Here is a 23,836-nt window from a genome sequence, read left to right as displayed (position 1 = left end):
ACTCATAGAACAGTGCCGCCTGCGCTTCCTGCTTCGGTCCCATCATGGCCAATCCTCCCGCTCGTTGAGAGAATTGAATCAGCGGCTTACGCCTCGATCAAGGAAGAGTTTTTCAACGAAATAAGCCCACAGTGACATTCGCTTGCGGTGTTCATAATGTGAACCGGAACACCATGCAGATCAATGCGGACAAAAAGTGAACCGGACCTTCAATCTTGTGTGAGTTCGTGTTTGCCTTTCTCGATAGGGCGTGACAGCTTCCAAGCTATGAGGGCTTTGTTTTATTGCTTCGCTATATGTGTTGCTCTTGTGGCCGGCACTTCTTCAGCCTCAGGCCAGGACGATCCGGAGCCGCTTGTATTTCCGGATGTCATTTCATGCATGTTGGCCAACGAAGGATTGGATCGAAGGTATAGAAGCTGGATGCAGGCACACTGCGTGAACGTTGCCATGCAGATCTGCGGCAACATAGCTGATGGATCAGAAGCATGCTTCCAAACGCACGTCGCGACCATGCGCTCCTACTACGAGCAACTAATGCCTCTCATCCCCTCCGAAATTACGGCGCTCCCATTATTGGCACGCAGCTATCAAAGACGTGTCAACCGCGTTCGTGAAGCGTTTACCGTAGCGCCGGACTGCCGAGATCTGAGTGGGTTTGAACACGTTCAATGCGAAGCATTAGTACTAGGCGTCGCACTAATCGATCTGTTCCCGCTCGCACGTCGAGCCAATGTAGACTTGCCGTGAGAATACCCGCGTTGACGTAGCCGTTCCTTTGTTCGCTTCGTCAGTGTCGAGCTTGCGACAAACGTCCGCTGCGTCCCGCAAAGCGAACGTTGATCGTCGCATCACTTCAGGTCCGGCGGGATGGCCTCGTCGGTCAAATCGGCGATGATCTGGTCCACCGGCAGCACGCTGGTCTGTTTCTCGCCCAGACGGCGGAGCGTGACGGTGCGGTCCTCTACCTCCTTGCGGCCGATGGCGAGGATCACGGGCACCTTGCCCACCGAATGCTCCCTCACCTTGTAGTTGATCTTCTCGTTGCGGATATCGGCCTCGGCGCGGATGCCCGCCTCCTTCAGCCTCTGCGTCACCTCCCGCACATAGTCGTCCGCTTCCGACACGATGGCGGCCACCACCACCTGACGCGGGGCCAGCCAGAACGGCAGCTTGCCGGAGTAGTTTTCGATCATGATGCCGATGAAGCGCTCGAACGAGCCGAGGATCGCGCGGTGCAGCATGACGGGCCGGTGCTTCGCCCCATCCTCCCCGATATAGTTGGCGTCGAGCCGTCCCGGCAGGTTGAAATCGGCCTGGAAGGTGCCGCATTGCCATTCGCGGCCAATCGCGTCGGTCAGCTTGAAATCGAGTTTCGGGCCGTAGAAGGCGCCTTCGCCCGGGTCGATCTCGTAATCGTTGCGGACGCTGAGGATGGCTTTCTCCAGCGCGCTTTCCGCCTTGTCCCAGATTTCGTCGGAGCCCACGCGAATCTCGGGTCGGGTGGAGAGCTTGATGTCGAACTCCGAAAACCCGGTGTCGCGGTAGATGCTTGAGAGCAGGTCGATGAAGCGCGCGCATTCGGCCTCGATCTGGTCTTCGGTGCAGAAGATATGCGCATCGTCCTGCGTAAAGCCGCGCACCCGCATCAGCCCGTGCAGCGCGCCATGGGCCTCGTAGCGGTGGCACGAGCCGAACTCGGCCAGACGCAGCGGCAGATCGCGGTAGGACTTGATGCCCTGGTTGAAGATCTGCACGTGGCAGGGACAGTTCATCGGCTTGAGCGCATTGGTGCGTTTCTCGTTCGCGTGCTCTTCGTCGATCTCCGTGATATACATGTTTTCACGGTACTTATCCCAGTGACCGGAGGCCTCCCACAGCTTGCGGTCGACGACCTGCGGGGTCTTGATCTCCTGATAGCCGGCCCTGGTGAGCTTGCGGCGCATGTAGTCCTCAAGTTCGCGGTAGATCGACCAGCCGTTGGGGTGCCAGAAGACCATGCCGGGCGCCTCTTCCTGAAAATGGAACAGTTCCATTTCACGGCCGAGGCGGCGGTGATCGCGCTTTTCGGCCTCCTCCAGAAAGGTCATATGGGCCTTCAGCTGGTCCCGGTTCTGGAACGCGACGCCGTAGATCCGCTGAAGCTGCGGCCGGTTTGAATCGCCGCGCCAATAGGCGCCGGCGACCTTCATCAGCTTGAAGGCATCCGCGGGCACCTGCCCTGTATGCTGAAGATGGGGGCCGCGGCAGAGATCCTGCCAGTGACCGTGCCAGTACATCCTGAGCGGTTCGTCGCCGGGGATGCTTTCGATCAGTTCGACCTTGTAGGGCTCGTTATTGGCCTTGTAGAAGCCGATGGCTCGGTCGCGCTCCCAGATCTCGGTGGTGACCGGGTCACGGCGGTTGATGATTTCTTTCATCTTCGCCTCGATCACGCCCAGATCCTCGGGCGTGAACGGCTCCGCGCGGTCGAAATCGTAGTAAAATCCGTTCTCGATCACCGGGCCGATGGTGACTTTCACTTCGGGCCAGATCTCCTGCACGGCGCGGGCCATGATATGGGCGCAGTCGTGGCGGATCAGTTCCAGCGCCGGTTCGGCGTCCTTCATCGTGTGGATGGCGATCTCGGCATCGCCCTCGATCGGCCAGGAAAGATCCCAGTGGGCGCCGTTCACCGAGGCCGAAATCGCCTTTTTCGCAAGGGAGGAGGCGATGCTTTCAGCAACCTCCGCCGGGGTGACGCCAGCGGCGTAGTCGCGGGAATTGCCATCGGGGAATGTCAGGGAAATCTGGGCCATCGGCCATCTCCTCGTCGGTTTGGCGCCTACAAAACGCCCGGTTGCGGGTTTGGGTCTGTGTGCTATGTGCCTTCCTCGCGGACCCAAGTCAACGCCAGGGAAACCGATGAACGATACATTCGAGGAAACGGTCTTCGAGGCCGTGTTCGATGCCGATGCATCCGCGTCGGATCTGCCCGAGGGCGCGGAGAGCGCCGAAGCCGGGAACGCGCTACGCCATGCCGCATCGCTGTCGATGACCAAGGTCGCTGACGGGCTGATCGACCCGAAACTGGTTTTGTCATGGTTGCTGACGACATTGGGCGCGCCCGCGCTCTTCGTGGGGCTGCTGGTGCCGATCCGCGAGGCCGGGGCGCTTCTGCCGCAGCTCTGGACCGCGGACCGGGTTCACGCCCTGCGCGTCCGCAAATGGGTGTGGGTGGCCGGAAGCGCGGTGCAGGGGGCCGCGGCGGGCGGTATCGTTCTGGCCGGTCTGACATTGCAGGGTGTTGCCGCCGGTCTGACGATCTGCGCATTGCTGGCGGTGCTGGCGTTGGCGCGCAGCCTGTGTTCGGTCTCCTACAAGGACATTCTGGGCAAGACGGTTGCCAAGACCCGGCGCGGCACGGTCACGGGCCTTGCCTCCTCTGCGGCGTCGGTGGGGGTGGTGGCGTTTGCGCTGGCGCTGATCTGGGAGCCGGCGCCCCGGCTGACGCTGGTGATCGGCGCGCTGGTTCTGGCGGCGGTGTTCTGGCTTTTGGCGGCGACGCTTTTTTCCACCCTGTCGGAGCGCCCTAGCGAGGAGACGGCAGAGCCGTCGGGCAACCCGCTCAGGCATCTGGCGCTTCTGGGGCGGGATGCACAGTTGACCCGGTTCATCGCGGTGCGCGGCCTGCTGACGGCGACGGCGCTCGCCCCGCCCTTTCTGGTGCTTCTGGGCAGCGGCGGCGATGGCGGACCCTTTGCGCAACTGGGCGCGCTGGTTCTGGCCTCTGCGGTGGCGTCGCTGCTTAGCTCCTACATCTGGGGGCGGCTGGCCGACCGGTCCAGCCGCAGGGTCCTGCTTCTGGCCGGGTGCGCCGGCGGCGCGGCGCTGGTGGCAGCCGTTCTTCTGCATCTGGCGGGCCTTTTCACGCAGACCTGGGCCGTGGCATCGGTGCTGTTCGTGCTGATGATCGCCTATCACGGCGTCCGGCAGGGGCGATCCACATATCTGGTGGACATGGCACCCGCGGATCAGCGCGCCGCCTACACGGCGGTGTCGAACACGGTGATCGGGGTCATTCTGCTGGCCAGCGGGGCGTTCGGGGCGCTGGCCTCGGCCCTTGGCGCGGTCTGGGCCGTGGGCGTCTTTGCGGCGATGAGCCTTGCCGCCGCCGGGGTGGCCCTCGGCCTGAACGAGGTGGAACAGGCCGAGGGCTCTTGACGCTAGAGGCCGGCGGCGAACACCGCATAGGCCATGATCATGCAGCACAGCCATCCGGCGGTGAAGATGATGGGCCGGATCGGCATTCCCGCCACGCCGGCGATCATGCCGAGCGCATGGGCGACGCGAAGCCAGAAGAAGGCAATCGACGTCCAGTATGTGAGCGCGGTGAACCCGTCCATCCTGTCGACCAGCAGAACCAGGATGGCGAAGGGAATGCCCTGTTCCAGCAGGTTCAGATGCGCCCGATGGGCACGCTGCACCCAGGGGCGCAGATTGCTGATCGTGGCGGGCCTTGCAAAGGCCTCCTCCTCGGACGGGTCCGAGGAGATGCCGACCACATAGGGGATCCAGAGCGATGCCGCGAGGATCATCAGACAGGTCAGAATGCCCAGTTCGGTCGGGAATTCCATCAGGCCGCTCCCTTCAGGGCCACGCCTGTCTCCAGATAGGACTTGAGCGACGAGGCAAGGCGTGCCCAGCCTTCGCCGAAGCCTTCCTGACCCGGTGCCATGTCGTAGTGCTCGATCGTGAGCATGCAGGTCTCGCCCTGGGGTTCGATCAGATAGACCATGTGGGAGGCGGGTGCGTCCGGCCCCATGAAGGCAGGCTCGAAGGTCATCGCGATACGGGTCTTGGGATCCATCTCGGTGGTGACCTGACGCAACATCGTGTTGCCATCGGGCAGGATGAACTCGGTCACATTGTCCGGTTTGGGATCCCCCCGCACCTCGCTGCACATGAAATGATAGGCGGCCATCTGATCGGCCCTGGTCAATGCATCCCATAGTGCATCCTGCGAACAACGGATGAACGTCTGCATCATGAAGTCGGGTTTACCCATAATTCCCTCTCTTTCCAGCTTGGTTTTAAGATCGCTCAAAGCCCGGGCCTGTGGTCTCAGGAAGGGCGCGACCCAGCGGTCGAGCATCTCCTGCAGGGGCAGGGCGTTGAGATAGTGGTACTTGAACCGCCCATGGCGGCGGGTGACGACAAGATGGGCGTCTTCAAGGACCTTGAGGTGCTTCATGACCCCGAACCGGGTCATATCCGGCTGCTCTTCCAGATCGGTCAGGGTTTGCCCGTCTTTCCGCCGCAGGCTGTCCAGCAGTGCACGGCGGGTCGGGTCATTGAGGGCTTTGAAGATCGCATCCATGACAGCCTTATACGTGAATAAATAGTCACGTGACAATATGGTAACTTAAAAAAGGCTCACGTGGCGTTATTTGCAGTGGAATCAGGGTTTTCCTTGTCTGAAACGGCAGTCCGTGCAGGAATGGCAGCCGGTTTTCGCGAGGGTATGCGCCATGGATGACGGGATGTTGACGACACCGGAGGACAGGAGGCTGGCCTATAACCGAATCGAGGGTGCTGGGCCGGGCGTGGTTTTTCTGGGCGGGTTCAAATCCGACAAGGAAGGAACCAAGGCCTTGCATCTGGAGGCCTGGGCCAGGGCTGCTGGCCGGGCGTTCCTGCGGTTCGACTATTCCGGGCACGGAACCTCTTCGGGCGAATTCACCGAAGGCACGATCGGCGACTGGGCCGCAGATGCCAGTGCCGCGATTCTGGCCTTGACGGAGGGGCCGCAAGTGCTGGTCGGCTCGTCCATGGGCGGTTGGATCTCGCTTCTGATGGCAAGGCAACATCCCGAAAGGCTGGCCGGGCTGGTCACTATCGCGGCGGCGCCGGATTTCACCGAAGACAGCATGTGGGCCGGGTTTTCCGACGCGCAGAAGGCCGAGCTGGTCGAAACCGGGCAGGTGGCGCTGCCGTCGGAATACGGCGAGCCCTACATCATCACCCGACGCCTGATCGAGGAGGGCCGGGACCAGCTTGTTCTGCGCGCGCCATTGGAGATTAGCGTACCCGTCCGGATGCTTCAGGGCACGGCGGATGCGGATGTGGACATGTCGGTAGCATTGCGCCTTCTGGATCATCTGGAGGGGCCGGATATCCGGCTGCAACTGGTCAAGGGCGCGGACCACCGGTTTTCCGACGAAACCTGCCTGGCGCTGATCACGACGACGGTCGAGGAGGTTCTGGGCCATGCGTAGCCTTGGCAGATGGCTTGGCCGGGCGCTTCTGGTGCTGGTCCTGCTGGTTGCGGCTGTCTGGATCTTCGCCCCGGCGGAACCCGTCGAACGCGCGGGGCCGGTCGCGGTCGATCTGGGCGACCCGGCGGCTTTCTACGCGGCCCGGGAGGCGATGTTCGACGATATCACTCCCGGGACGGAGGCGCGGATCATCTGGGCGGGGGAGGCGGGCGCGCGGGCTCCGCTGGCCGTGCTTTACATCCACGGGTTTTCCGCCACCTCGGAAGAGATCCGCCCCGTCCCCGACACCGTCGCCGCAGAGCTGGGCGCAAATCTCGTCTACCCCCGGCTGACGGGCCATGGGCGGGGCGGTACGGCGATGGCCGAGGCGCGGGCCGGTGACTGGATCGACGATACGGCAGAAGCGCTCGCGGTGGCGCGGGCCGTGGGCGAGCGTGTGCTGGTGATCGGCACCTCCACCGGCGCCACCCTTGCCGCGATTGCGGTGACCGAGCCGGACATGGCCGAGGCGATCGCGGGGGCGATCATGGTTTCCGCCAATTTCGAGCTGGCCAACCCGGCGGCGGTGCTGCTGGAATGGCCCGCCGCACGGGTCTGGGTGCCGTGGCTTGTGGGCGACACACGCAGTTTCGATGTTCAGAACGCGCGGCACGGCACCTATTGGACCCCCTCCTACCCGACGGTCGCGGCGGTGCCGCTTGCGGCGCTGATGCGGGAGGCCCGAAATCGGGATTACACGGATGTCACCGTGCCGCTTCTGTCGATCTATTCGCCGGAGGACCAGGTGATTTCAGCCGAGGCCGCGCAGGCCTTTGCCGATGGCTGGGGCGGGCCGGTGACGGCCGTGCCGCTGGACCTGCCGGAGGAGGGTGCCGACCCCTACAGCCATGTGATCGCGGGCGATATTCTGAGTCCGGCGATGAGCGCGCCGGTGACCGACCTGATCCTTGACTGGGTGGCGACGCAGGGCCTCTGATCCCGCCCGTCTTGCCGCGTTGCAGAAACTGATTTTGATGTTTTCCCTTGCCGAAACCGGTTTCGGAAGAAACTTTATGAGTCGGGGAGAGAGATCAATGTCAGTCGCAAAGCCATCCCGGATGCGCAACCCGCGGGTCACGATCAATGATCTGGCGCGGTCGCTCGGTCTGGCCAAGGGCACGGTCAGCCGGGCGCTGAACGGCTATCCGGATATTGCCGAGGCGACCCGCGTCCGGGTGACGCGCGCCGCCGAGCGGATGGGCTATCGGCCGCTGGCGCAGGCGCAGGCGATCCGCACGGGGCGTGCGCGCGCGCTCGGGCTGGTTCTCAATGCCGGCGGGGATGATGCGCATAAACCGTTTCTCACCGATTTTCTGGATGGCATCTCGCGCGCGGCCTCCGAGGAAAGCTGGACGCTGACCGTCGCCACGGCGCAGGACGAGGCCGATGAGGTGGCGACCCTCGCCCGGCTGATCGACGAGCGGAAGGTGGATGGGTTCATTCTGCCGCGGACCCGGCTTCGGGACGCCCGCATCGAGCTTTTGAGGGCGCGCGACGTGCCGTTCGTTCTGTTCGGGCGCACCGCCGAGCCCGCGGGCTGCGCGTGGCACGACATCAGCGGCGAGGGCGCGATGAGGGCCGCGGTTCTGCGGCTTGCGCACCGCGGCCACACCCGCATCGGGTTCATAAACGGGGCGCTGGACTACACCTATGCGCATCTGCGGCGCGAGGGCTATCTGGCGGGGCTGACGGAGGCCGGTCTGGAGATCCGGCCCGAGCTGATGACAAGCGGCGCGATCACGATGGCGCAAGGCGAGGCGGAGGGCGAGCGACTGCTTGCGCTGGCCGAGCGCCCCACCGCGGTTGTCTGCGCGCTCGATCTCGCCGCGCTCGGCCTTTACCGCGCGGCGGCACGCCACGGTCTGCGGATCGGGGCGGATCTGGCGGTGATCGGCTATGACGGCATCCCGGAGGCGGCAACGGCGCATCCGCCGCTGACAACCTATGCCGTGGACAGCCGCGCCGCTGGCGCGCGCCTGGCCAAGCTGCTTTTCGCGCGGATCCGCGGGGTCGACCCGGAACGTCTGCGCGAGGAAGTGCCGGCGCAGCTGATCGCGCGCGGATCGGACGTTGCGGAGTATCACCCCGATCCGGCTGCCGTGCCGGACCGGGCAGGAATCTGAACACTCACTGGGAGGAAAGACCATGACGATGATGATGAAAGGGACCCGTATGGCCCTGCTGGCCGCCGCATCGAGCCTGGCGCTCGCTTCGGTGGCGGCGGCGCAGGACACGATCCGGTTCTGGACCACGGAAGAACAGCCCGAACGTCTGGCGCTGCAGGAGGCGATGGCGGCGGAGTTCACCGAGGCCTCCGGTATCTCGGTCGAGGTGATCCCGGTCACCGAGAGCGATCTGGGTACGCGGGCGACGGCGGCCTTTGCCGCGGGCGATCTGCCCGACGTGATCTACCACCCGCTGCAATATGCGCTGCCCTGGGCGGAGGCCGGCATTCTGGATATCGACGCTGCAACCGATGTGATCGAGGAGCTGGGGGCCGAAACCTTCGCCCCCGGCGCGCTGAACATGGCCTCGACGGAGGACGGATTCGCCTCGGTTCCGGTGGACGGCTGGACGCAGATGATCGTCTACCGGGCCGATCTGTTCGAGGAGAACGGGCTGGAGCCGCCAACAACCTATGCCAATGTGCTGGCCGCCATCGAGGCGCTGCACAACCCGCCCGAGATGTTCGGCTTCGTGGCGGCGACCAAGGTGGACGAGAACTTCATGAGCCAGGTTCTGGAGCATGTGTTCCTTGCCAACGGGGTCAGCCCGGTAGGGCCGGACGGGGTTCAGCCGCTGGACGAGGCGGCCACGACCGAAGTGCTGGAATTCTATGCCGCGATTGTGGAGGCGTCGCCCGACGGGGAGCTGTTCTGGCAGCAATCGCGGGAACTCTATTTCGCGGGCCGGGCGGCGATGATCATCTGGTCGCCCTTCATTCTGGATGAACTGGCGGGGCTGCGGGACAGCGCGCCACCGACCATCACCGACGACCCGACCAGTGGCGAACTGGCGTCGCGCACCGGGATCGTGACCAATTTCGCCGGCCCGTCGAACCCCGATGGCGCGGCCTGGGCCGATATCCGGTATTTCGGGATCACGGCGGATGCCAACACCGATGCGGCGATGGCCTTCGTGGAATATTCCATGGCGGAGGGATACACCCAGACGCTGGCCATCGCGCCCGAGGGCAAGTTCCCGATCCGCCGCGGAACGGCGGACAATCCGACCGCCTTCACCGATGCCTGGGCGCAGCTTGATGTGGGCGTCGACCGGCGCGCGCCTCTGGGTGACCTCTATGCCCAGGAGATGATCGACGAGATCGTCGGCGGCCTCGATGTGGCGCAGCGGTGGGGCGTCGCCGAGGGGCAGCTGGCGCTGGCCAGCCGGATCGTCAACAGCCAGGTCATCAACCGGCTTGTCCGCGAATACATGGACGGCGTGCGCGATGCGGCGGCGACCGTAGCGCTGATGAACGAGGAACTGGCGCGGATCGAGTGACCGGCCCGCACTGAACCCTTCCTGCGAGGCTTCGGGCGGGTCATCCCGCCCGGGGCACCCCGCCCCGATGTCGGAGTGTCGACGATGACAACCGCGATCCCGCCCAAGGGAACCGGCCCGCTGGCCCGTCGCGAGGCGCGTCTGGCCTGGGGTCTGCTGTTTCCCACATTGGCCAGCGTGATGCTGGTGGTGATCCTGCCCCTGCTGGCGATCTTCTGGATCAGTTTCAAGCCGGTGGACCTTGCCGATCTGCGCGCGGCGGCGCCGATGGTGCGGGAGGACCTGCGCGATGCGGATGAAGCGGCGCCCTATATTCGCTACCGGATCCGCAATTCCAGCCAGACCGATCCGATTTCCGACATCGTGCTGAGCGATACGATCCCCGAGGGCGTGGAGCTGCTGGAGGTGCCCGAAGGCTGCGTACTGGAGGCGCAGGCGCTGACCTGCCGCTTCGATCTGCTGGACCCCGGCGGGCGGTTGACGCTGGAACTGCCCGTGGCCGTGCCGGGGGATATCGAAGCGGCCGAGATCGCGATAGAGACCGATCAGCCCGCGATCAGCGGCGCGGCGGAAAACGTGCTGACCAGCGGGGAGTTCACGCTGGAGAATTTCGCGGAGCTGTTCGATGCGCGCGAATTCTGGACGGTGATCGGGGCCACGCTTTTCTACACGGTTTTCGGCACGTTCGGCGCCCTGATCGTGGGGCTGTTCGCGGCGCTGCTCCTGAACAAGGAGTTTCGCGGGCAGGGCGTGCTCAGGGGGCTGTATCTGTTTCCCTATGTGGCCCCGGTGATCGCGGTGGCGTTTTCCTGGATCATCCTCTTCGACCCGTTCTCAGGCAGCGTGAACGCGCTGCTGATCCAGATGGGCGTCACCGACGACGCGATCAATTTCTTCGGAGAGCGCCCGCTGGCGCTGGTCATGGTCACGGTCTTCGAGATCTGGCGCTATTTCCCGCTCTCCTTCCTGTTCATCCTCGCGCGGATGCAATCCATCGATACGGACATGTACGAGGCCGCGGATGTGGATGGCGCGTCGCCGTTTCAGAAATTCCGCTATCTGAGCCTGCCGATGCTGATGGGCATCCTGAGCGTCCTGTTCTTGCTGCGCTTCATCTGGACCTTCAACAAGTTCGACGACATCTTCCTTTTGACCGGCGGCAATGCGGGCACACGGACGCTGACGGTGAACGTCTATGAGCAGGCCTTTGCGCTGAGCAATATCGGGGCGGGCGCGGCCGTGGCCGTGGTGATCCTGATCTGCCTTTTGTGTTTTTCATGGTTTTTCTTCCGGTTCATGTCGAAGGAGGAGGGCCTGTGAGCTGGCGTTGTCCTGCCCGGCGCACGGCGGCCGATCCGGCGCGGCGCGCGGCTCCGGAAGCGGCCCGCCCTATGGGCGACGCCAGGACGGAGGCGGGTAGATGAAGGTATTCTGGAACAGTTTCATCACCGGGCCGATTCTGGGCGTGTTCTGGGCCCTGATCGTGGCGACCGCCGTGGCGGTGTTATTGTCCTTCGTCACCGGGGCGGCGTTTCGGCCCGGATTGACCGGATGCCTGATACTGGGCGCGTTGGCCGGGCTTGCCGCGCTGGAGATCCGGGCGGGCTGGATGCTGGTCGCCGGTCTGTCGGCGCTGGCGGTCGCGCTCAGCTATACAGGGATCAGCCCGATCCATGTTTCGGGCGACGCCGGTCCCGGGGCGCATCTGATGGCGGGCATCGGGTTCGCCCTCGCGCTTGGCTGGCCGATGTCGGTGATCCTGCATGGTTGCCCGAGAGGCCCGCTGACGCGTCACGAATGGGAGGAAGCGGTGATCCGCTTTCTGACCGGGTTCGGGTACATCTTCTTTACCGCCGCGGTCGCGATTCCATTTTACGTGATGGTGATGACCAGCCTGAAAACGCAGGGCGAGCTTATTGCCAATCCGCTGGATTTCACCATCGATCTGAGCCGCGGGTGGGAGTTGTTCCGTAGTTACGAAGAGCTGTTCCGGAATTTCAACTTCGGCAGCTATCTGTGGACCAGCTTCTATATCTCGATCCTGACGGTGCTGATCACGCTCGCCTTTTCGATCCCGGGCGCCTATGCGGTGGCGCGGCTGCGGTTCAAGGGTCAAAAGGCGCTCTCCCGCTCGATCCTGCTGATCTACATGGTGCCGATGATCGTTCTGGCCCTGCCGATCTATATCGCGTTCTCGATGACGGGGCTCAGAAACTCCATTGCGGGCATCGTGATGATCTATCCGGTCACCACGATCCCGGTGGCGCTTTACATGTTGCAGGGCTATTTCCGGGGGCTGCCGGCGGAGGTGGAGGAGGCCGGCCTGATGGACGGGCTGAGCCGGTTGCAGGTGATCTGGAAGATCACCCTGCCGCTCAGCCTGCCTGCGCTGGCCAGCGTTTCGCTTTACGTCTTCATGATCGCCTGGAACGAGTTCCTGCTCGCTTTCATGCTGCTGGACGATCCCTCGAAATTCACGCTGACGCGGGGGATTGCCTCGCTCAACTCCTCGGAGATCCCGCGCCAGCATCTGATGGCGGGCGCGGTGATCGCGACTGTGCCGGTGATGGCGCTGTTCCTCGGGCTGGAGAAGTTCATGACGCGCGGTCTGACTGCGGGATCGGTCAAGGGATGACGATGATGACGGCGGATCTTTCCCACCTCGATGGCGAGGCGCGCCGCATACTGCGGCTGAACGACAAGGGCTGCTATACGGTGCCGACGGCGGGGCTCTACCCCTACCAGTGGAACTGGGACAGTGCCTTTGCCGGGTTGGGCTTTGCCTGTTTCGACGTGAACCGGGCCTGGAACGAGCTGGAAACGCTGATGTCCGGGCAGTGGGAAAACGGCATGGTGCCCCATATCCTGTTCCACCGGCCGGATCCGGGCTATTTTCCCGGTGCGGATATCTGGGGCACGCAGGACGCGGCGGGCAAGGGGGCGGGCCGCGTGGCCTCTTCGGGGATCAGCCAGCCGCCGGTCGCGGCGAGCTTTGCATGGCGCATCTATCAGCGCGACCCCGAGACCGGGGCCGACCGGTTGCGCCGGATGTTTCCCGGCCTGATGGCTTTTCACCGCTGGTTCATGGCGGCCCGCGCCGAAAGCGGCGCCGTGGCGATCACACATCCCTGGGAGGCGGGCCGCGACAACGCGCCGGACTGGGATGCGGCGATGGCCCGGATCTCGCCCGAGGGCGTGGCGCCCTATACCCGCCGCGATACGGGCCATGTGAACCCGCGGATGCGCCCGACCAAGGAAGATTACGACCGCTATATCTGGCTGGTCCAGTTCGGTCGCGAGCGGGGCTGGGACGATGCGGCCATTGCTGCGGAAAGCCCGTTTCGCGTGGCCGACCCGACGCTGACCTTCACGCTGATGCGGGCTTGCCGCGATCTGCGTCTTGCGGCGGGAGTGCTGGGCGAGGATTGCGCGGAAATCGACGGCTGGATCGCCCGACTTGAGGCGGGGGCCGAGAGATTGTGGAACCCCGAGACCGGCGCCTATGACAGCTATGACCTGCGCAGCGGGGAACTGGCCGGCGCCGTTTCAAACGCGTCCTTCCTGTGCTGGTGGGGCGGGCTGGCCGATCGCCGGTCGCTTCCCACGCTGGCGCGCATTCTGGACACGGCGCGGTTCGCCTTGCCCAGTTTCGACCCGGCCCATCCCAGGTTCGACCCGCTGCGCTACTGGCGCGGCCCGGTCTGGGGCGTGATGAACATGATGGCCGCCATCGGGCTGGCCGAACAGGGGCTGAGCGCGGAGGCGGCGCGCATCCGTGCCGATACCGCGGGGCTCATCACGGAAAACGGATTTGCGGAGTATTTCAGCCCGGAAGACGGCACGCCTGCGGGGGGCGCGACATTCACATGGACGGCGGCGATCTGGTTGGCCTGGGCATCGCCATCCGCCGGGGAGGTTTAGGACATGGGCAAGATCGAGCTGAAAGCGGTCGAGAAATGGTATGGCGAGGCGCAGGTGATCAAGGGCGTCGACCTGACCATCGACGACAGCGAATTCGTGATTTTCGTCGGCCCCTCGGGCTGCGGAAAATCCACCTTGTTGCGGATGATCGCGGGGCTGGAGGAAACCTCGCGCGGGCAGGTCATCATCGACGGGCGCGACGCCACGGCGGAACCGCCGAGCAAGCGCGGCCTGGCGATGGTGTTCCAGTCCTACGCGCTTTATCCGCACATGTCGGTCAGGGACAATATGGGGTTTTCCCTGAAAACCGCGGGGGCGCCCAAGGCGGAGCAGGAGGAGAAGGTGGCCGAGGCCGCCCGCGCCCTGCGGCTGGAGGAGTATCTGGACCGCCGCCCCAAGGATCTGAGCGGCGGGCAGCGTCAGCGCGTGGCGATCGGGCGCTCCATCGTGCGCGACCCGACCGCGTTTCTCTTCGATGAGCCGCTGTCCAATCTGGATGCCTCGCTGCGCGTCGAGATGCGCTACGAAATCGCGAAGCTGCATCAGGCGCTGAATGCCACGATGATCTACGTGACCCATGATCAGGTTGAGGCGATGACCCTGGCAGACCGGATCGTGGTGCTGAGCGCCGGTCGGATCGAACAGGTCGGCAGCCCGCGGGAACTTTACGAACATCCCGCCAATCTGTTCGTGGCGCAATTCATCGGCAGCCCGAAAATGAACATCCTGCCCTGCACCGTGGCGGAGGACGCATTCTCTTTACCCGGTGGCGGGGGCGGGCCGGCCACCGGGGCCGCGGGGGCCACGCAACTGGGGATCCGGCCGGAAGCGATCGCGATCGGCGCCACGGGCGGCGGCCATGTGGATGGCACGGTCGATGTGACCGAATATCTGGGCGCGGATGCCTATCTGATCGTCGATTGCGGCGCATCGGGCAAGCTGACCGTGCGCACCGACGGGGAAACATCGCTGAGACCGGGTGACCCCATCGGCCTGACATTCGAGGACCGCAAGCTGCATTTCTTCGACGCGGACGGGATCGCCCTGCGCTAGCCGACAGGCATCGACGATGCGGCCGATTGGACTTGCAATCGTATGCAGTTTCCCCTTGTCACGGAGAGGTGCCCCGGTATCCTTGTCGGCGATGATCTGAGGGAGGATCAAGATGGCCGAGTACCTCAAGCGCGGCAAGCCCGCAGCGGAGCGCGCGGAGGATGACGCAAGGACCCGCGAGACGGTTGAGGGATTGCTGGCCGGGATCGAGGCGCGTGGCGACGCGGCGGTCCGGGAGCTATCCGCGAAATTCGACGGGTACGAGCCGAGAGCCTTCCGGCTGACCGCATCGGAGATCGAGGCCGCGATGAGCCAGGTTTCGGCCCGCGAGATGGAGGATATCCGCTTCGCCCAGACCCAGATCCGCCGTTTTGCGGAGGCGCAGCGCGCCTCGATGACGGATATCGAGATCGAGACGATGCCGGGTGTGATCCTGGGGCACAAGAACATCCCGGTGAATTCCGTGGGCTGTTATGTGCCGGGCGGAAAGTTCCCCATGGTCGCGTCGGCGCATATGTCGGTGCTGACCGCCAAGGTGGCAGGCGTCAAACGCATCGTGGCGAGCGCGCCGCCGGTGAACGGCAAACCCCACCCGGCAATCGTGGCGGCGATGCATGAAGGTGGGGCCGACGAGATCCTGGTGCTGGGCGGCGTTCAGGCGGTGGGCGCGATGGCGCTTGGCACGGAAAGCATCAGACCCGTCGACATGTTGGTCGGCCCGGGCAATGCCTTCGTGGCCGAAGCGAAGCGGCAGTTGTTCGGCCGTGTGGGCATCGACCTGTTCGCGGGCCCCACGGAAACCTGCGTGATCGCAGATGACACCGTGGATGGCGAGATCTGCGCCACCGATCTGCTGGGGCAGGCGGAACACGGCTACAACTCCCCCGCGGTGCTGATCACCAACTCCCGCAGACTGGCGGAGGAGACCCTGGCGGAGATCGACAGACTGCTGCAAATCCTGCCGACGGCAGAGACGGCGCGGGTGAGCTGGGCCGACTACGGCGAGGTCATCCTCTGTGACGGGTATGACGAGATGCTGGCGGTTTCCGAGGAGATCGCATCGGAGCACATCCAGGTGATGACCGATCGCGACGACTGGTTTCTGGACAACATGACCAGCTACGGCGCGCTTTTTCTGGGTCCGCGCACAAATGTGGCCAATGGCGACAAGGTGATCGGGACCAACCACACCCTGCCGACGAAGAAGGCCGGGCGCTACACTGGCGGTCTGTGGGTCGGCAAGTTTCTGAAAACGCACAGCTACCAGCGCATCGTCAGTGACGAGGCCGCGACCCTTGTGGGCGAATACGGCTCGCGGCTGTGCATGCTGGAGGGGTTCGTGGGTCATGCGGAGCAGTGCAATATCCGCGTGCGTCGCTATGGTGGGCTGAACGTGCCTTATGGCAAAGGCGCACCTTACCGGGAGGCGGCGGAGTAGGCCGACGAAAACCCCATGCTGGATCTCAAACGCGGCCTTGCCCCCTTGCTTGATCTGACCGACTGGACCGCCGCTCAGTCGGTGTTCGAGGACGGGGCGATCGTGCATCTGGCCCACCCGTTCGGCACGATGGACGGCCCCGGCGCGTTTTTCGAGGATGCGCTTGGCAGGCTTGGCCACGCCTTCCCCGATCTGGAACGGCGCAACACCATCGTTCTGGAAGGGCGTACCGATGCGGGCGCCACATGGGTGGGCGCCTGCGGTTACTACTGCGGTGCCTTCATGAACCCGTTTCTCGACATTCCGCCGACCGGGCGGATGGCGGCGATGCGGCTTCACGAGTTCTACCGGATCGAAGCGGGGAACATCGTGGAGTTTCAGGGGCTTTGGGATATCCCGGAACTGATGATGCAGGCCGGTGTCTGGCCGCTGTCACCGTCGCTCGGGCGGGAATGGCAGGTGCCGGGTCCGGCCACGCAGGACGGGCTGCGCATTTCCGGCGACGGTACGAAAGCGGCCGGGATCGTGGGCGACATGCTGAGAGCGCTCGGCAGGAATGCCGAAGGTGTCGAGGCGATGCGTCTGCCGGACTATTGGCACGATGCCTGTAGCTGGTATGGGCCTGCGGGCATCGGCACCGCCCGCGGGATAGATGGGTTTCGCGCCCATCATCAGGCACCGTTTCTGGGCGCGATGCCCGACCGGGTGGGCGACCCGGCCGGTGGACATCTGTTTGCCGAAGGCAATTATGTGGGCTTCACCGGCTGGCCCGGAATGCACATGACGCTGAGCGGCGGCACCTGGCTGGGCATACCCGGAACGGGGCAGAGGCTCACCATGCGCTCGCTGGATTTCTGGCGGGTCGAGGCCGGCAAGATCCGGGAGAACTGGGTGCTGGTCGACCTGCTGGATGTGTATGACCAACTGGGTGTCGATGTGCTGGGCCGCATGCGGGAACTGGCGTCATGATATCCGCGCCGATCCGCCCCTCCGCCGAGCCGGCGCTGCCGGGGGCCCCCATGCCGCCCGAGCAGGCGGCCCGCGGCCGTAGAGAATGCGAGCGAGACCACCCGCATCGTAGAGGGCGGCGGGCGCGCGCCCGTGGGCTGTGTCCCGGACAGTTTGCCGATCCTTCCCTGTCGGGCGAGGGCACGTCATGAGCTTGCCCCGGACGCCGTCCTTCCGGCTGGAAGGCCGTCGCGCGCTTGTCACCGGCGGCTCGCGCGGGATCGGCCTGGGCTGCGCCATGGCGCTGGCCGAGGCGGGCGCCCATGTGGTGATCGCCGCGCGCGGCGCGGAGGCCGTGACGGCTGCGGTGGCGGACATCGCGGGCGCGGGGTATGCGGCAGAGGGGATAACTCTTGACGTGACCGATCAGGCGGCGGTGCGTGACGCGCTGAAAGGGCTCGGGCGGCTTGATATCCTGTGCAATTCCGCCGGTCTGGCCCGCCATTCCCCGGCGCTGAAGACGCTGCCCGAGGATTATGACGCGGTGATGGATGTGAATGTGCGCGCGGCCTATTTTCTGGCCGTGGGCGCGGCCCATTCGATGCAGGAGAGTGGCGGCGGCTCGATCATCCAGATTTCAAGCCAGATGGGGCATGTGGGCGGTATCGACCGTGCCGTCTATTGCGCTACGAAACACGCGGTTGAGGGGATGACCAAGGCAATGGCGATCGAATGGGGGCCGCGGAACATCCGGGTCAACACGATCTGTCCCACCTTCATTCGCACGCCCCTGACCGAACCGACCTTCAACGATCCGGACAAGCGGGCCTGGATCGAGAGCAAGATCAAGCTGCCGCGCGTGGCCGAGGTGGAGGATATCATGGGAGCGGTCCTGTTTCTGGCCGGTGACGCCTCGGCCATGGTAACGGGTGCGTCCATACGGGTCGATGGCGGCTGGACCGCGGGGTAGGGGGAGAAGATGCCACAGGGCAAGGTAACATCACTGGATGTGGCGCGGCTGGCCGGTGTCAGCCAGTCGGCGGTGAGCCGCGTGTTCACGCCCGGGGCGTCGGTGTCGAAAAAGATGGCCGACAAGGTACGCGACGCCGCAGCCCAGCTTGGCTATCGGCCGAACGTTCTGGCGCGGTCGCTGATCACGGGCAAATCGCGGATCATCGGGCTGGTGGTGGCCTATCTGGATAACCCGTTCTATTCCGACGCGGTCGAAAAACTGTCCGCAGCGCTGCAGAAGCGGGGCTATCACCTGCTGGTGTTTCTGGCCGGAAATTCCGATGCGGATGTGAATCAGGTGCTCGAAGATCTGATGGATTATCAGGTGGATGGCATCATCACCGCGTCGATCAACCTGTCCGGAGAGCTGACCCGGCGCTGTGCGCAGGAAGGCATCCCCGTGGTTCTGTTCAACCGTTCCATCAACGGCTCCGGCCTTTCGGCGGTCACGTCGCAAAACCGGCTTGGCGGGGCCGAGGTGGCGGAGTTCCTGCTTGCCGGCGGGCACCGGCGGATCGCCCATATCAGCGGCTGGCAGGGATCCTCCACCGGGGTTGACCGGCTGCGCGGGTTTCGCGAGACGCTGGCGGCGGCGGGCCGGTCGCTGCATGCGCTGGATGACGGGATGTATCGCCGCGACACGGCCTCGGACGTGGCCCGCAGGATGATGGAGGCGGCCGATCCGCCGGACGCGATTTTCGTGGGCAACGACCATATGGCGCTGGCGGTGATGGATACGCTGCGGTTCGATCTGGGCCTGCGGGTGCCCGAGGATGTCTCCATCGTGGGATATGACGACGTGGCGATGGCCTCTTGGTCCTCCTATCGGCTGACGACGGTGCGGCAATCTGTAAGCGCCATGATCCATGCGACGGTCGACACGATTCTGGGCGAGATCGAGGCGGGTGATCAGCCCGGTGTGCTGACCGAAATCGAGGGGCCACTGATCGTTCGCGCCTCTGCCAGAATCCCGGAAGGATGGGCGAATGAAGGGGTTTGACCCGAAATTCAAGGACTTCCCCGACTATATCCTCGGGATCACCAGGGAGATCTGGGAAGACCGGCGGATCGCCACGCTGCATGACTATTACAGCGAGGATATCGTCGTCCGCTCGCCTGCGTCGGTCGTGGTCGGGAACGAGGGTGTGATCGCGGCCACCATGGCGACGCTGTCCGAGTTTCCCGACCGGACGCTTCTGGGCGAGGATGTAATCTGGTCCGGCACGCCCGAGGAGGGGATGCTCTCGTCGCACCGCATCCTGAGCCAGGCGACCCATGCGGGCGACGGCGCCTATGGCGCGGCGACGGGGCGCAAGCTGACCTATCGGATCATCGCCAATTGCCATGCGATCGACAACCGGATCAACGATGAATGGCTGATCCGCGACCAGGGTGCCATCGTCCGCCAGATGGGCTGGAACCCGGTTGATTTCGTGCGGGACCAGATCGCGCGGGAGGGCGGGCCGGAAGCCTGCGTGAGGCCGCTGACGCCAGCCACCGACCGGCCCGGCCCCTATCGGAGCCACGGCAACGATAATGAATGGGGCCAGCGCTATGGCGATATCCTGACCCGTATCATGGGCGCGGATATGGCCGTTATTCCAGAGGCTTACGACCGGGCATGCCAACTGGAGCATCCCGGCGGCGTTACCGGCCACAGCCATGGCGATGCCGACCGCTTCTGGATGGGCCTGCGTGCGGCCTTCCCCGATGCCGCCTTCACCATCCACCACCGGATCGGCCGCGACGATCCGCTGATGCCGCCCCGCGCGGCGATCCGCTGGAGCCTGCATGGCACGCATTCCGGCTGGGGCAGCTTCGGCAAGCCCACCGGCGCGGAGGTCTATGTGCTGGGTATCAGCCACGCCGAGTTCGGGCCATGGGGCCTTCGGCGGGAGTATGTGATGCTGGATGAAACCGCGATCTGGAAGCAGATCCTGCTGGCGGAGATGGGATGAGATGTCTGCTGGCCCTTTGCATCCCCGCAGACGTCGCGTCTTCCCCTTATCTCCAAAGCCAGCCCGTGATTTTCCCCCGCGGCCGGATCCATGAGCAGGTGAGCATATGACCCCCCGAGACATGGCCTCGCGCATTGTGCGCTATGGTGAGCTGAGACCCTGCAGGACCGCCTTCATCGACGCCCACACGCCGGGCAGCGACCAGAAGGAGAATTTCACGATCATCGGCGGCGGTGTCAGCGAAAGCCCCGACCAGCATGTGCATATCCAGATCCCGCACGGGTTCAATATCGGTGCCGCGGGTCAGCCGCCGAACTGCCGGAACTCCCTGCATTCCCACCGCACGGCGGAGGTGTTTTTCGTCCTGAAAGGCCGCTGGAGGTTCTTCTGGGGCCGGCGGGGCGATGCGGGCGGGGTGGTGCTGGAAGAGGGCGACATTTTCAACATCCCCACGGGCATCTTTCGCGGATTTGAAAACATCGGCACGGATTACGGGATGGTCATGGCGATCCTGGGTGGCGACGATGCCGGCGGCGGTGTGATCTGGGCGCCGCAGGTCATTGAAGATGCAAGAGAACATGGGCTGGTGCTGGGTGAAAACGGCAGGCTTTATGACACCAAGCTGGGGCAGGATCTGCCCGATGGTGTGGCACCGATGCCGGTCTTGAGCGAGGCGGAGCTCGCGGCGTTCCCCGAACCCGAAGCCGACGAGGTCGTGCCCGTATGCGTCGCGCGATACTGGGATCTGACCGCGCTGGCGGACAAGGCACCCGCGAAGGTGATCGGCGAGCATGGCCGGTTGCGGGACAGGCCGGGATTCGAGGTGGATTTCATCACCCGCGCATCGGCCGGCGCGACGATGCATTCCCATGACAGACCAAGCGTTCTGATGCCGGTGCGGGGCCACTGGCGCGTGACATGGGAAGGCGGCAGCGTGACGCTCGCGCCGGGCGACACGATGAGCGTGCCGGAGAACCTCGACCATGCGGCAGTGCCCGCGATGACCGGAGAGGCAAGCCTCTATCACGTGGTCGGCACGGATGATCCGGCAGGTAAGACATGGACCCGGTAGCAGCCATGCGCGCGGCCCGAAGGTATAACAATGGTATATCAATTCCGGCGCCACGGACCAGGCCTGTGACCGACCGGTAGGGCGGGCATGAGACCCCGCGCGCGGGGCGGGGGCGCGAAACCCGGGACGTGGACAGCCCGGACCGAAGGAGATGATGGATGATCAGGACGACCCATGTGGGCAGCTTGCCACGGACGCAGAATGTGGTGGATTTCATTTTCGCCCGCGAGAGGGGTGAGGAGTACGATCGGGCGGCGTTCGACGCGGCGATGGCGGCGGCCTGTTCGGAAACCGTGCGCCGGCAGGTGGCGGCGGGGATCGATCTGGTGAGTGACGGGGAGACCTCCAAGATCTCCTACGCGACCTATGTGAAGGATCGCTATACCGGGTTCGACGGCGACAGTCCGCGCAACGCGCCGGCCGATCTGAAACTGTTCCCTGGCTTTCTGGAACGCCTGAAGCGGGACGGCGGCACACCCAGCTATGCCCGGCCCATGTGCGTGGGAGAGGTGCGTTCGAAAGGACAGGGGGAGCTGGAGAAGGACATCGCCAATCTCAAGGCGGGAATGGCCGAACACGGGGCACGCGAAGGGTTCATGAACGCGGCCTCGCCCGGGGTGATTTCGCTGTTCCTGCAAAACGACTTCTACCCGACGCGGGAGGCGTATCTGGCCGCCCTTGCCGATGCGATGCGCGACGAATACCGGACGATCGTCGATGCCGGGCTGATGTTGCAACTGGATTGCCCGGATCTGGCCCTGTCGCGGCACATGCTGTTCGCCGATCTGACCGATGCGGAGTTCGTGAAGATTGCCGAGGGCCATGTGGAGGCGTTGAACCATGCGCTGACGGGCATCGACCCGGCGCGGGTGCGTGTGCATATCTGCTGGGGCAATTACGAGGGGCCGCATATCTGCGACATTCCGATGGACACGGTATTCTCCACCTTCATGAGGGTGGCGGCAAGCCAGTTGCTGTTCGAAACCTCGAACCCGCGCCATGCCCATGAATGGGCCGTCTTCCGGGACCGGGCGGCGGAGATACCGGACGACAAGATCCTCGTGCCCGGGGTGGTGGATACGACGACGAATTTCGTGGAACACCCGGAACTGGTGGCCGAGCGGATCGGGCGATTTGTGCAGATCGTGGGGGCGGAGCGGGTGATTGCGGGCAGCGATTGCGGTTTCGGTACGTTTGCGGGCTTCGGAGCGGTTGACCCGGAGATTGCCTATGCCAAATTGGCGGCGTTGAGCGCCGGTGCGGCCCTGGCCGGGGCGCGGATCGGGGCCGCGTGAGGCCGAACCCCGCCGGAGCCCCCGGACCGGGGGCTTTCAGGCCAGAGGAAGGGAATGTCGGTGACCGAACCGCTGGTCTTGCTGCCGGGGATGATGTGCGACGCGCGGCTGTGGTGGCCGCAGATGGTGGCGTTTTCCGCAGACCGCGCGGTGCATATGGCCCCGATCACCGGCGCCGAGCATATCGAGAGGCTGGCCGCGCAGGTTCTTGACACTGCGCCGGACCGGTTTGCGCTGGCGGGGCTGTCCATGGGTGGGATCGTGGCGATGGAAATCTATCGTCGCGCGCCGGAGCGGGTGTGCCGGATCGCGCTTCTTGATACGAACCCGCTGGCGGAAACGCCGCCGGTGGCCGCCGCGCGCGAGCCGCATATCGTGGCGGCCAAGTCCGGCCGGCTGGAACAGGTGATGCGCGACGAGGTGGCGCCCGGCTATCTGGCCCCCGGGCCGGTGCGGCAGGATGTGCTGGATCTGGTGGTGGAGATGGCCCGCACTCTGGGCCCTGACGTGTTCGTGGCGCAATCGCGCGCGTTGCAGCGGCGATCCGACCAGCAGGCGGTGCTGCGGCGCATTTCGGTGCCCGCGCTGGTGCTGTGCGGCGAATATGACGCGCTATGCCCGGTGCGGCGGCATGAATTCATGGCCGATCTGATCCCGCGGGCCCGGCTGGAGATTATCGCAGGCGCGGGCCACCTGCCGACGCTGGAACAGCCAAAGGCCACCACGGCGGCGTTGCGGATATGGCTGGCCGAGGGGGCCTGAGCCGATCAGGGTCAGGAGCCCGCGCGGCCCGCATCCCTGGGGGCAATCACCGGCGTCGCCACGGGCTCCCCGGTTTCGACGTTGAAAAACGGGGTCTGGCGCCATTTGCCGGTGACGAGCGCCGAACCGGTGCGCAGCATCATCCCCGCAACCAGACGGCCCATGCCCTCGTGGCGTGTCTTGCCGTTGGGGCCGCGCTTGAACACCTGCCCCACGACCGGCCCGAGCGGGTCGGTGTCGATCATGTTGCGGGTCAGCACGCTGCTGAAGGGAAAGCGCGGTCTTGTGGAGGAGTTGAAAAGCGGGGTGTTGCAGCAAGACGCATACCAGCGGAACAGGCCGCGCGGCGACAGGCGCATGAGGCCGAGATATCTGCGCCCGGTGTCGATGCGGATATTGTCGGGATTGGTCTGGAACAGCCCCACGCCCTCATCCGCGGCCAGCGGGATATTGTAATATGCCAGCGTGCGCCGACAGTCTTCGCAATGGCATATGGCATGCGCCCCGGCGCGCGGGCTGGCATCCATGAGGTGGCCCGTCAGAGCCCCGCAGGTGCAGGAGAACCGAAGATCCGACAT

The 23,836-nt window shown here is 64.8% G+C and carries 21 protein-coding genes; 17 read left to right on the top strand and 4 right to left on the bottom strand.

What is annotated here, in order from left to right:
* Nucleotides 1-851: 851 nt before the first annotated feature.
* A complete protein-coding gene (thrS, locus tag D9R08_RS17595; RefSeq protein WP_121899398.1) occupies nucleotides 852-2,798 on the bottom strand; it encodes a threonine--tRNA ligase in 1,947 nt (648 codons plus the stop codon).
* A gap of 106 nt (nucleotides 2,799-2,904) precedes the next feature.
* Between thrS and D9R08_RS17590 the strand changes: the two genes are divergently transcribed.
* Nucleotides 2,905-4,203, top strand: a complete 1,299-nt coding sequence (locus tag D9R08_RS17590; protein ID WP_121899396.1) for an MFS transporter — start codon at nucleotides 2,905-2,907, stop codon at nucleotides 4,201-4,203.
* 2 nt (nucleotides 4,204-4,205) lie between these two features.
* Here D9R08_RS17590 and D9R08_RS17585 read toward each other — a convergent pair whose 3' ends face one another.
* Together D9R08_RS17585 and D9R08_RS17580 are read right to left on the bottom strand one after the other, a co-directional pair.
* The gene (locus tag D9R08_RS17585) at nucleotides 4,206-4,616 is read right to left on the bottom strand and encodes an MAPEG family protein (RefSeq protein ID WP_233557555.1); all 411 of its coding nucleotides are present in this window, start codon (nucleotides 4,614-4,616) and stop codon (nucleotides 4,206-4,208) included.
* On the bottom strand, nucleotides 4,616-5,359 hold the full coding sequence (locus tag D9R08_RS17580; RefSeq protein ID WP_121899394.1) for an ArsR/SmtB family transcription factor: 744 nt from the start codon (nucleotides 5,357-5,359) through the stop codon (nucleotides 4,616-4,618). The genes D9R08_RS17585 and D9R08_RS17580 overlap by 1 nt, the downstream gene beginning before the upstream one ends.
* A gap of 151 nt (nucleotides 5,360-5,510) precedes the next feature.
* On the opposite strand from D9R08_RS17580, the gene D9R08_RS17575 reads away from it, so the two are divergent.
* The 16 genes from D9R08_RS17575 (at nucleotide 5,511) to D9R08_RS17500 (ending at nucleotide 23,258) form a co-directional block, all read left to right on the top strand.
* Entirely contained in the window at nucleotides 5,511-6,257 is a 747-nt protein-coding gene (locus tag D9R08_RS17575) for an alpha/beta hydrolase (RefSeq protein ID WP_121899392.1), read from the top strand.
* Nucleotides 6,250-7,233, top strand: coding sequence for an alpha/beta hydrolase (locus D9R08_RS17570; RefSeq protein WP_121899390.1), 984 nt, complete (start codon nucleotides 6,250-6,252; stop codon nucleotides 7,231-7,233). The genes D9R08_RS17575 and D9R08_RS17570 overlap by 8 nt, the downstream gene beginning before the upstream one ends.
* 97 nt (nucleotides 7,234-7,330) lie before the next feature.
* A complete protein-coding gene (locus tag D9R08_RS17565; protein ID WP_233557553.1) occupies nucleotides 7,331-8,419 on the top strand; it encodes a LacI family DNA-binding transcriptional regulator in 1,089 nt (362 codons plus the stop codon).
* A 34-nt stretch (nucleotides 8,420-8,453) separates the two neighbouring features.
* Nucleotides 8,454-9,800 carry an ABC transporter substrate-binding protein gene (locus D9R08_RS17560; RefSeq protein ID WP_121899436.1) on the top strand — a complete coding sequence of 449 codons (1,347 nt, stop codon included), beginning with the start codon at nucleotides 8,454-8,456 and terminating at the stop codon, nucleotides 9,798-9,800.
* Between the two features lie 84 nt (nucleotides 9,801-9,884).
* Nucleotides 9,885-11,120 (top strand): carbohydrate ABC transporter permease, encoded by a 1,236-nt coding sequence (locus D9R08_RS17555; RefSeq protein ID WP_121899387.1) that lies wholly within the window; start codon nucleotides 9,885-9,887, stop codon nucleotides 11,118-11,120.
* Between the two features lie 100 nt (nucleotides 11,121-11,220).
* Complete coding sequence (locus D9R08_RS17550) at nucleotides 11,221-12,435, top strand: carbohydrate ABC transporter permease (protein WP_121899386.1); 1,215 nt, start codon at nucleotides 11,221-11,223, stop codon at nucleotides 12,433-12,435.
* Nucleotides 12,432-13,721 (top strand): MGH1-like glycoside hydrolase domain-containing protein, encoded by a 1,290-nt coding sequence (locus D9R08_RS17545; protein ID WP_325048904.1) that lies wholly within the window; start codon nucleotides 12,432-12,434, stop codon nucleotides 13,719-13,721. Before D9R08_RS17550 ends, D9R08_RS17545 begins: the two co-directional genes overlap by 4 nt.
* Nucleotides 13,722-13,724: 3 nt before the next feature.
* The gene (locus D9R08_RS17540) at nucleotides 13,725-14,774 is read left to right on the top strand and encodes an ABC transporter ATP-binding protein (RefSeq protein WP_121899384.1); all 1,050 of its coding nucleotides are present in this window, start codon (nucleotides 13,725-13,727) and stop codon (nucleotides 14,772-14,774) included.
* A gap of 112 nt (nucleotides 14,775-14,886) precedes the next feature.
* Nucleotides 14,887-16,212, top strand: coding sequence for a histidinol dehydrogenase (hisD, locus tag D9R08_RS17535; protein ID WP_121899383.1), 1,326 nt, complete (start codon nucleotides 14,887-14,889; stop codon nucleotides 16,210-16,212).
* A 15-nt stretch (nucleotides 16,213-16,227) separates the two neighbouring features.
* Nucleotides 16,228-17,181: an ester cyclase gene (locus D9R08_RS17530; RefSeq protein WP_121899381.1), complete on the top strand. Its 954-nt coding sequence runs from the start codon at nucleotides 16,228-16,230 to the stop codon at nucleotides 17,179-17,181.
* Nucleotides 17,182-17,368: 187 nt separating this feature from the next.
* Nucleotides 17,369-18,130, top strand: coding sequence for an SDR family NAD(P)-dependent oxidoreductase (locus tag D9R08_RS17525; protein WP_121899380.1), 762 nt, complete (start codon nucleotides 17,369-17,371; stop codon nucleotides 18,128-18,130).
* Between the two features lie 9 nt (nucleotides 18,131-18,139).
* Nucleotides 18,140-19,171, top strand: coding sequence for a LacI family DNA-binding transcriptional regulator (locus D9R08_RS17520; protein ID WP_121899378.1), 1,032 nt, complete (start codon nucleotides 18,140-18,142; stop codon nucleotides 19,169-19,171).
* Entirely contained in the window at nucleotides 19,158-20,129 is a 972-nt protein-coding gene (locus D9R08_RS17515) for a nuclear transport factor 2 family protein (protein ID WP_121899377.1), read from the top strand. Before D9R08_RS17520 ends, D9R08_RS17515 begins: the two co-directional genes overlap by 14 nt.
* A gap of 106 nt (nucleotides 20,130-20,235) precedes the next feature.
* Entirely contained in the window at nucleotides 20,236-21,201 is a 966-nt protein-coding gene (locus D9R08_RS17510; protein ID WP_121899375.1) for a cupin domain-containing protein, read from the top strand.
* A 158-nt stretch (nucleotides 21,202-21,359) separates the two neighbouring features.
* Nucleotides 21,360-22,496, top strand: a complete 1,137-nt coding sequence (locus tag D9R08_RS17505) for a cobalamin-independent methionine synthase II family protein (RefSeq protein WP_121899374.1) — start codon at nucleotides 21,360-21,362, stop codon at nucleotides 22,494-22,496.
* A gap of 54 nt (nucleotides 22,497-22,550) precedes the next feature.
* Nucleotides 22,551-23,258: an alpha/beta fold hydrolase gene (locus D9R08_RS17500; protein WP_199709427.1), complete on the top strand. Its 708-nt coding sequence runs from the start codon at nucleotides 22,551-22,553 to the stop codon at nucleotides 23,256-23,258.
* An 11-nt stretch (nucleotides 23,259-23,269) separates the two neighbouring features.
* Here the strand turns inward: D9R08_RS17500 and D9R08_RS17495 are convergent, their stop codons facing one another.
* Nucleotides 23,270-23,836: a DUF6151 family protein gene (locus D9R08_RS17495; protein ID WP_121899372.1), complete on the bottom strand. Its 567-nt coding sequence runs from the start codon at nucleotides 23,834-23,836 to the stop codon at nucleotides 23,270-23,272.

The sequence above is a fragment of the Rhodophyticola porphyridii genome (assembly GCF_003688285.1).
GTDB lineage: Bacteria > Pseudomonadota > Alphaproteobacteria > Rhodobacterales > Rhodobacteraceae > Rhodophyticola > Rhodophyticola porphyridii.
The sequence above is the reverse complement of the archived record's forward strand: the minus strand, read 5'-3'. Positions and strand labels throughout refer to the sequence as shown.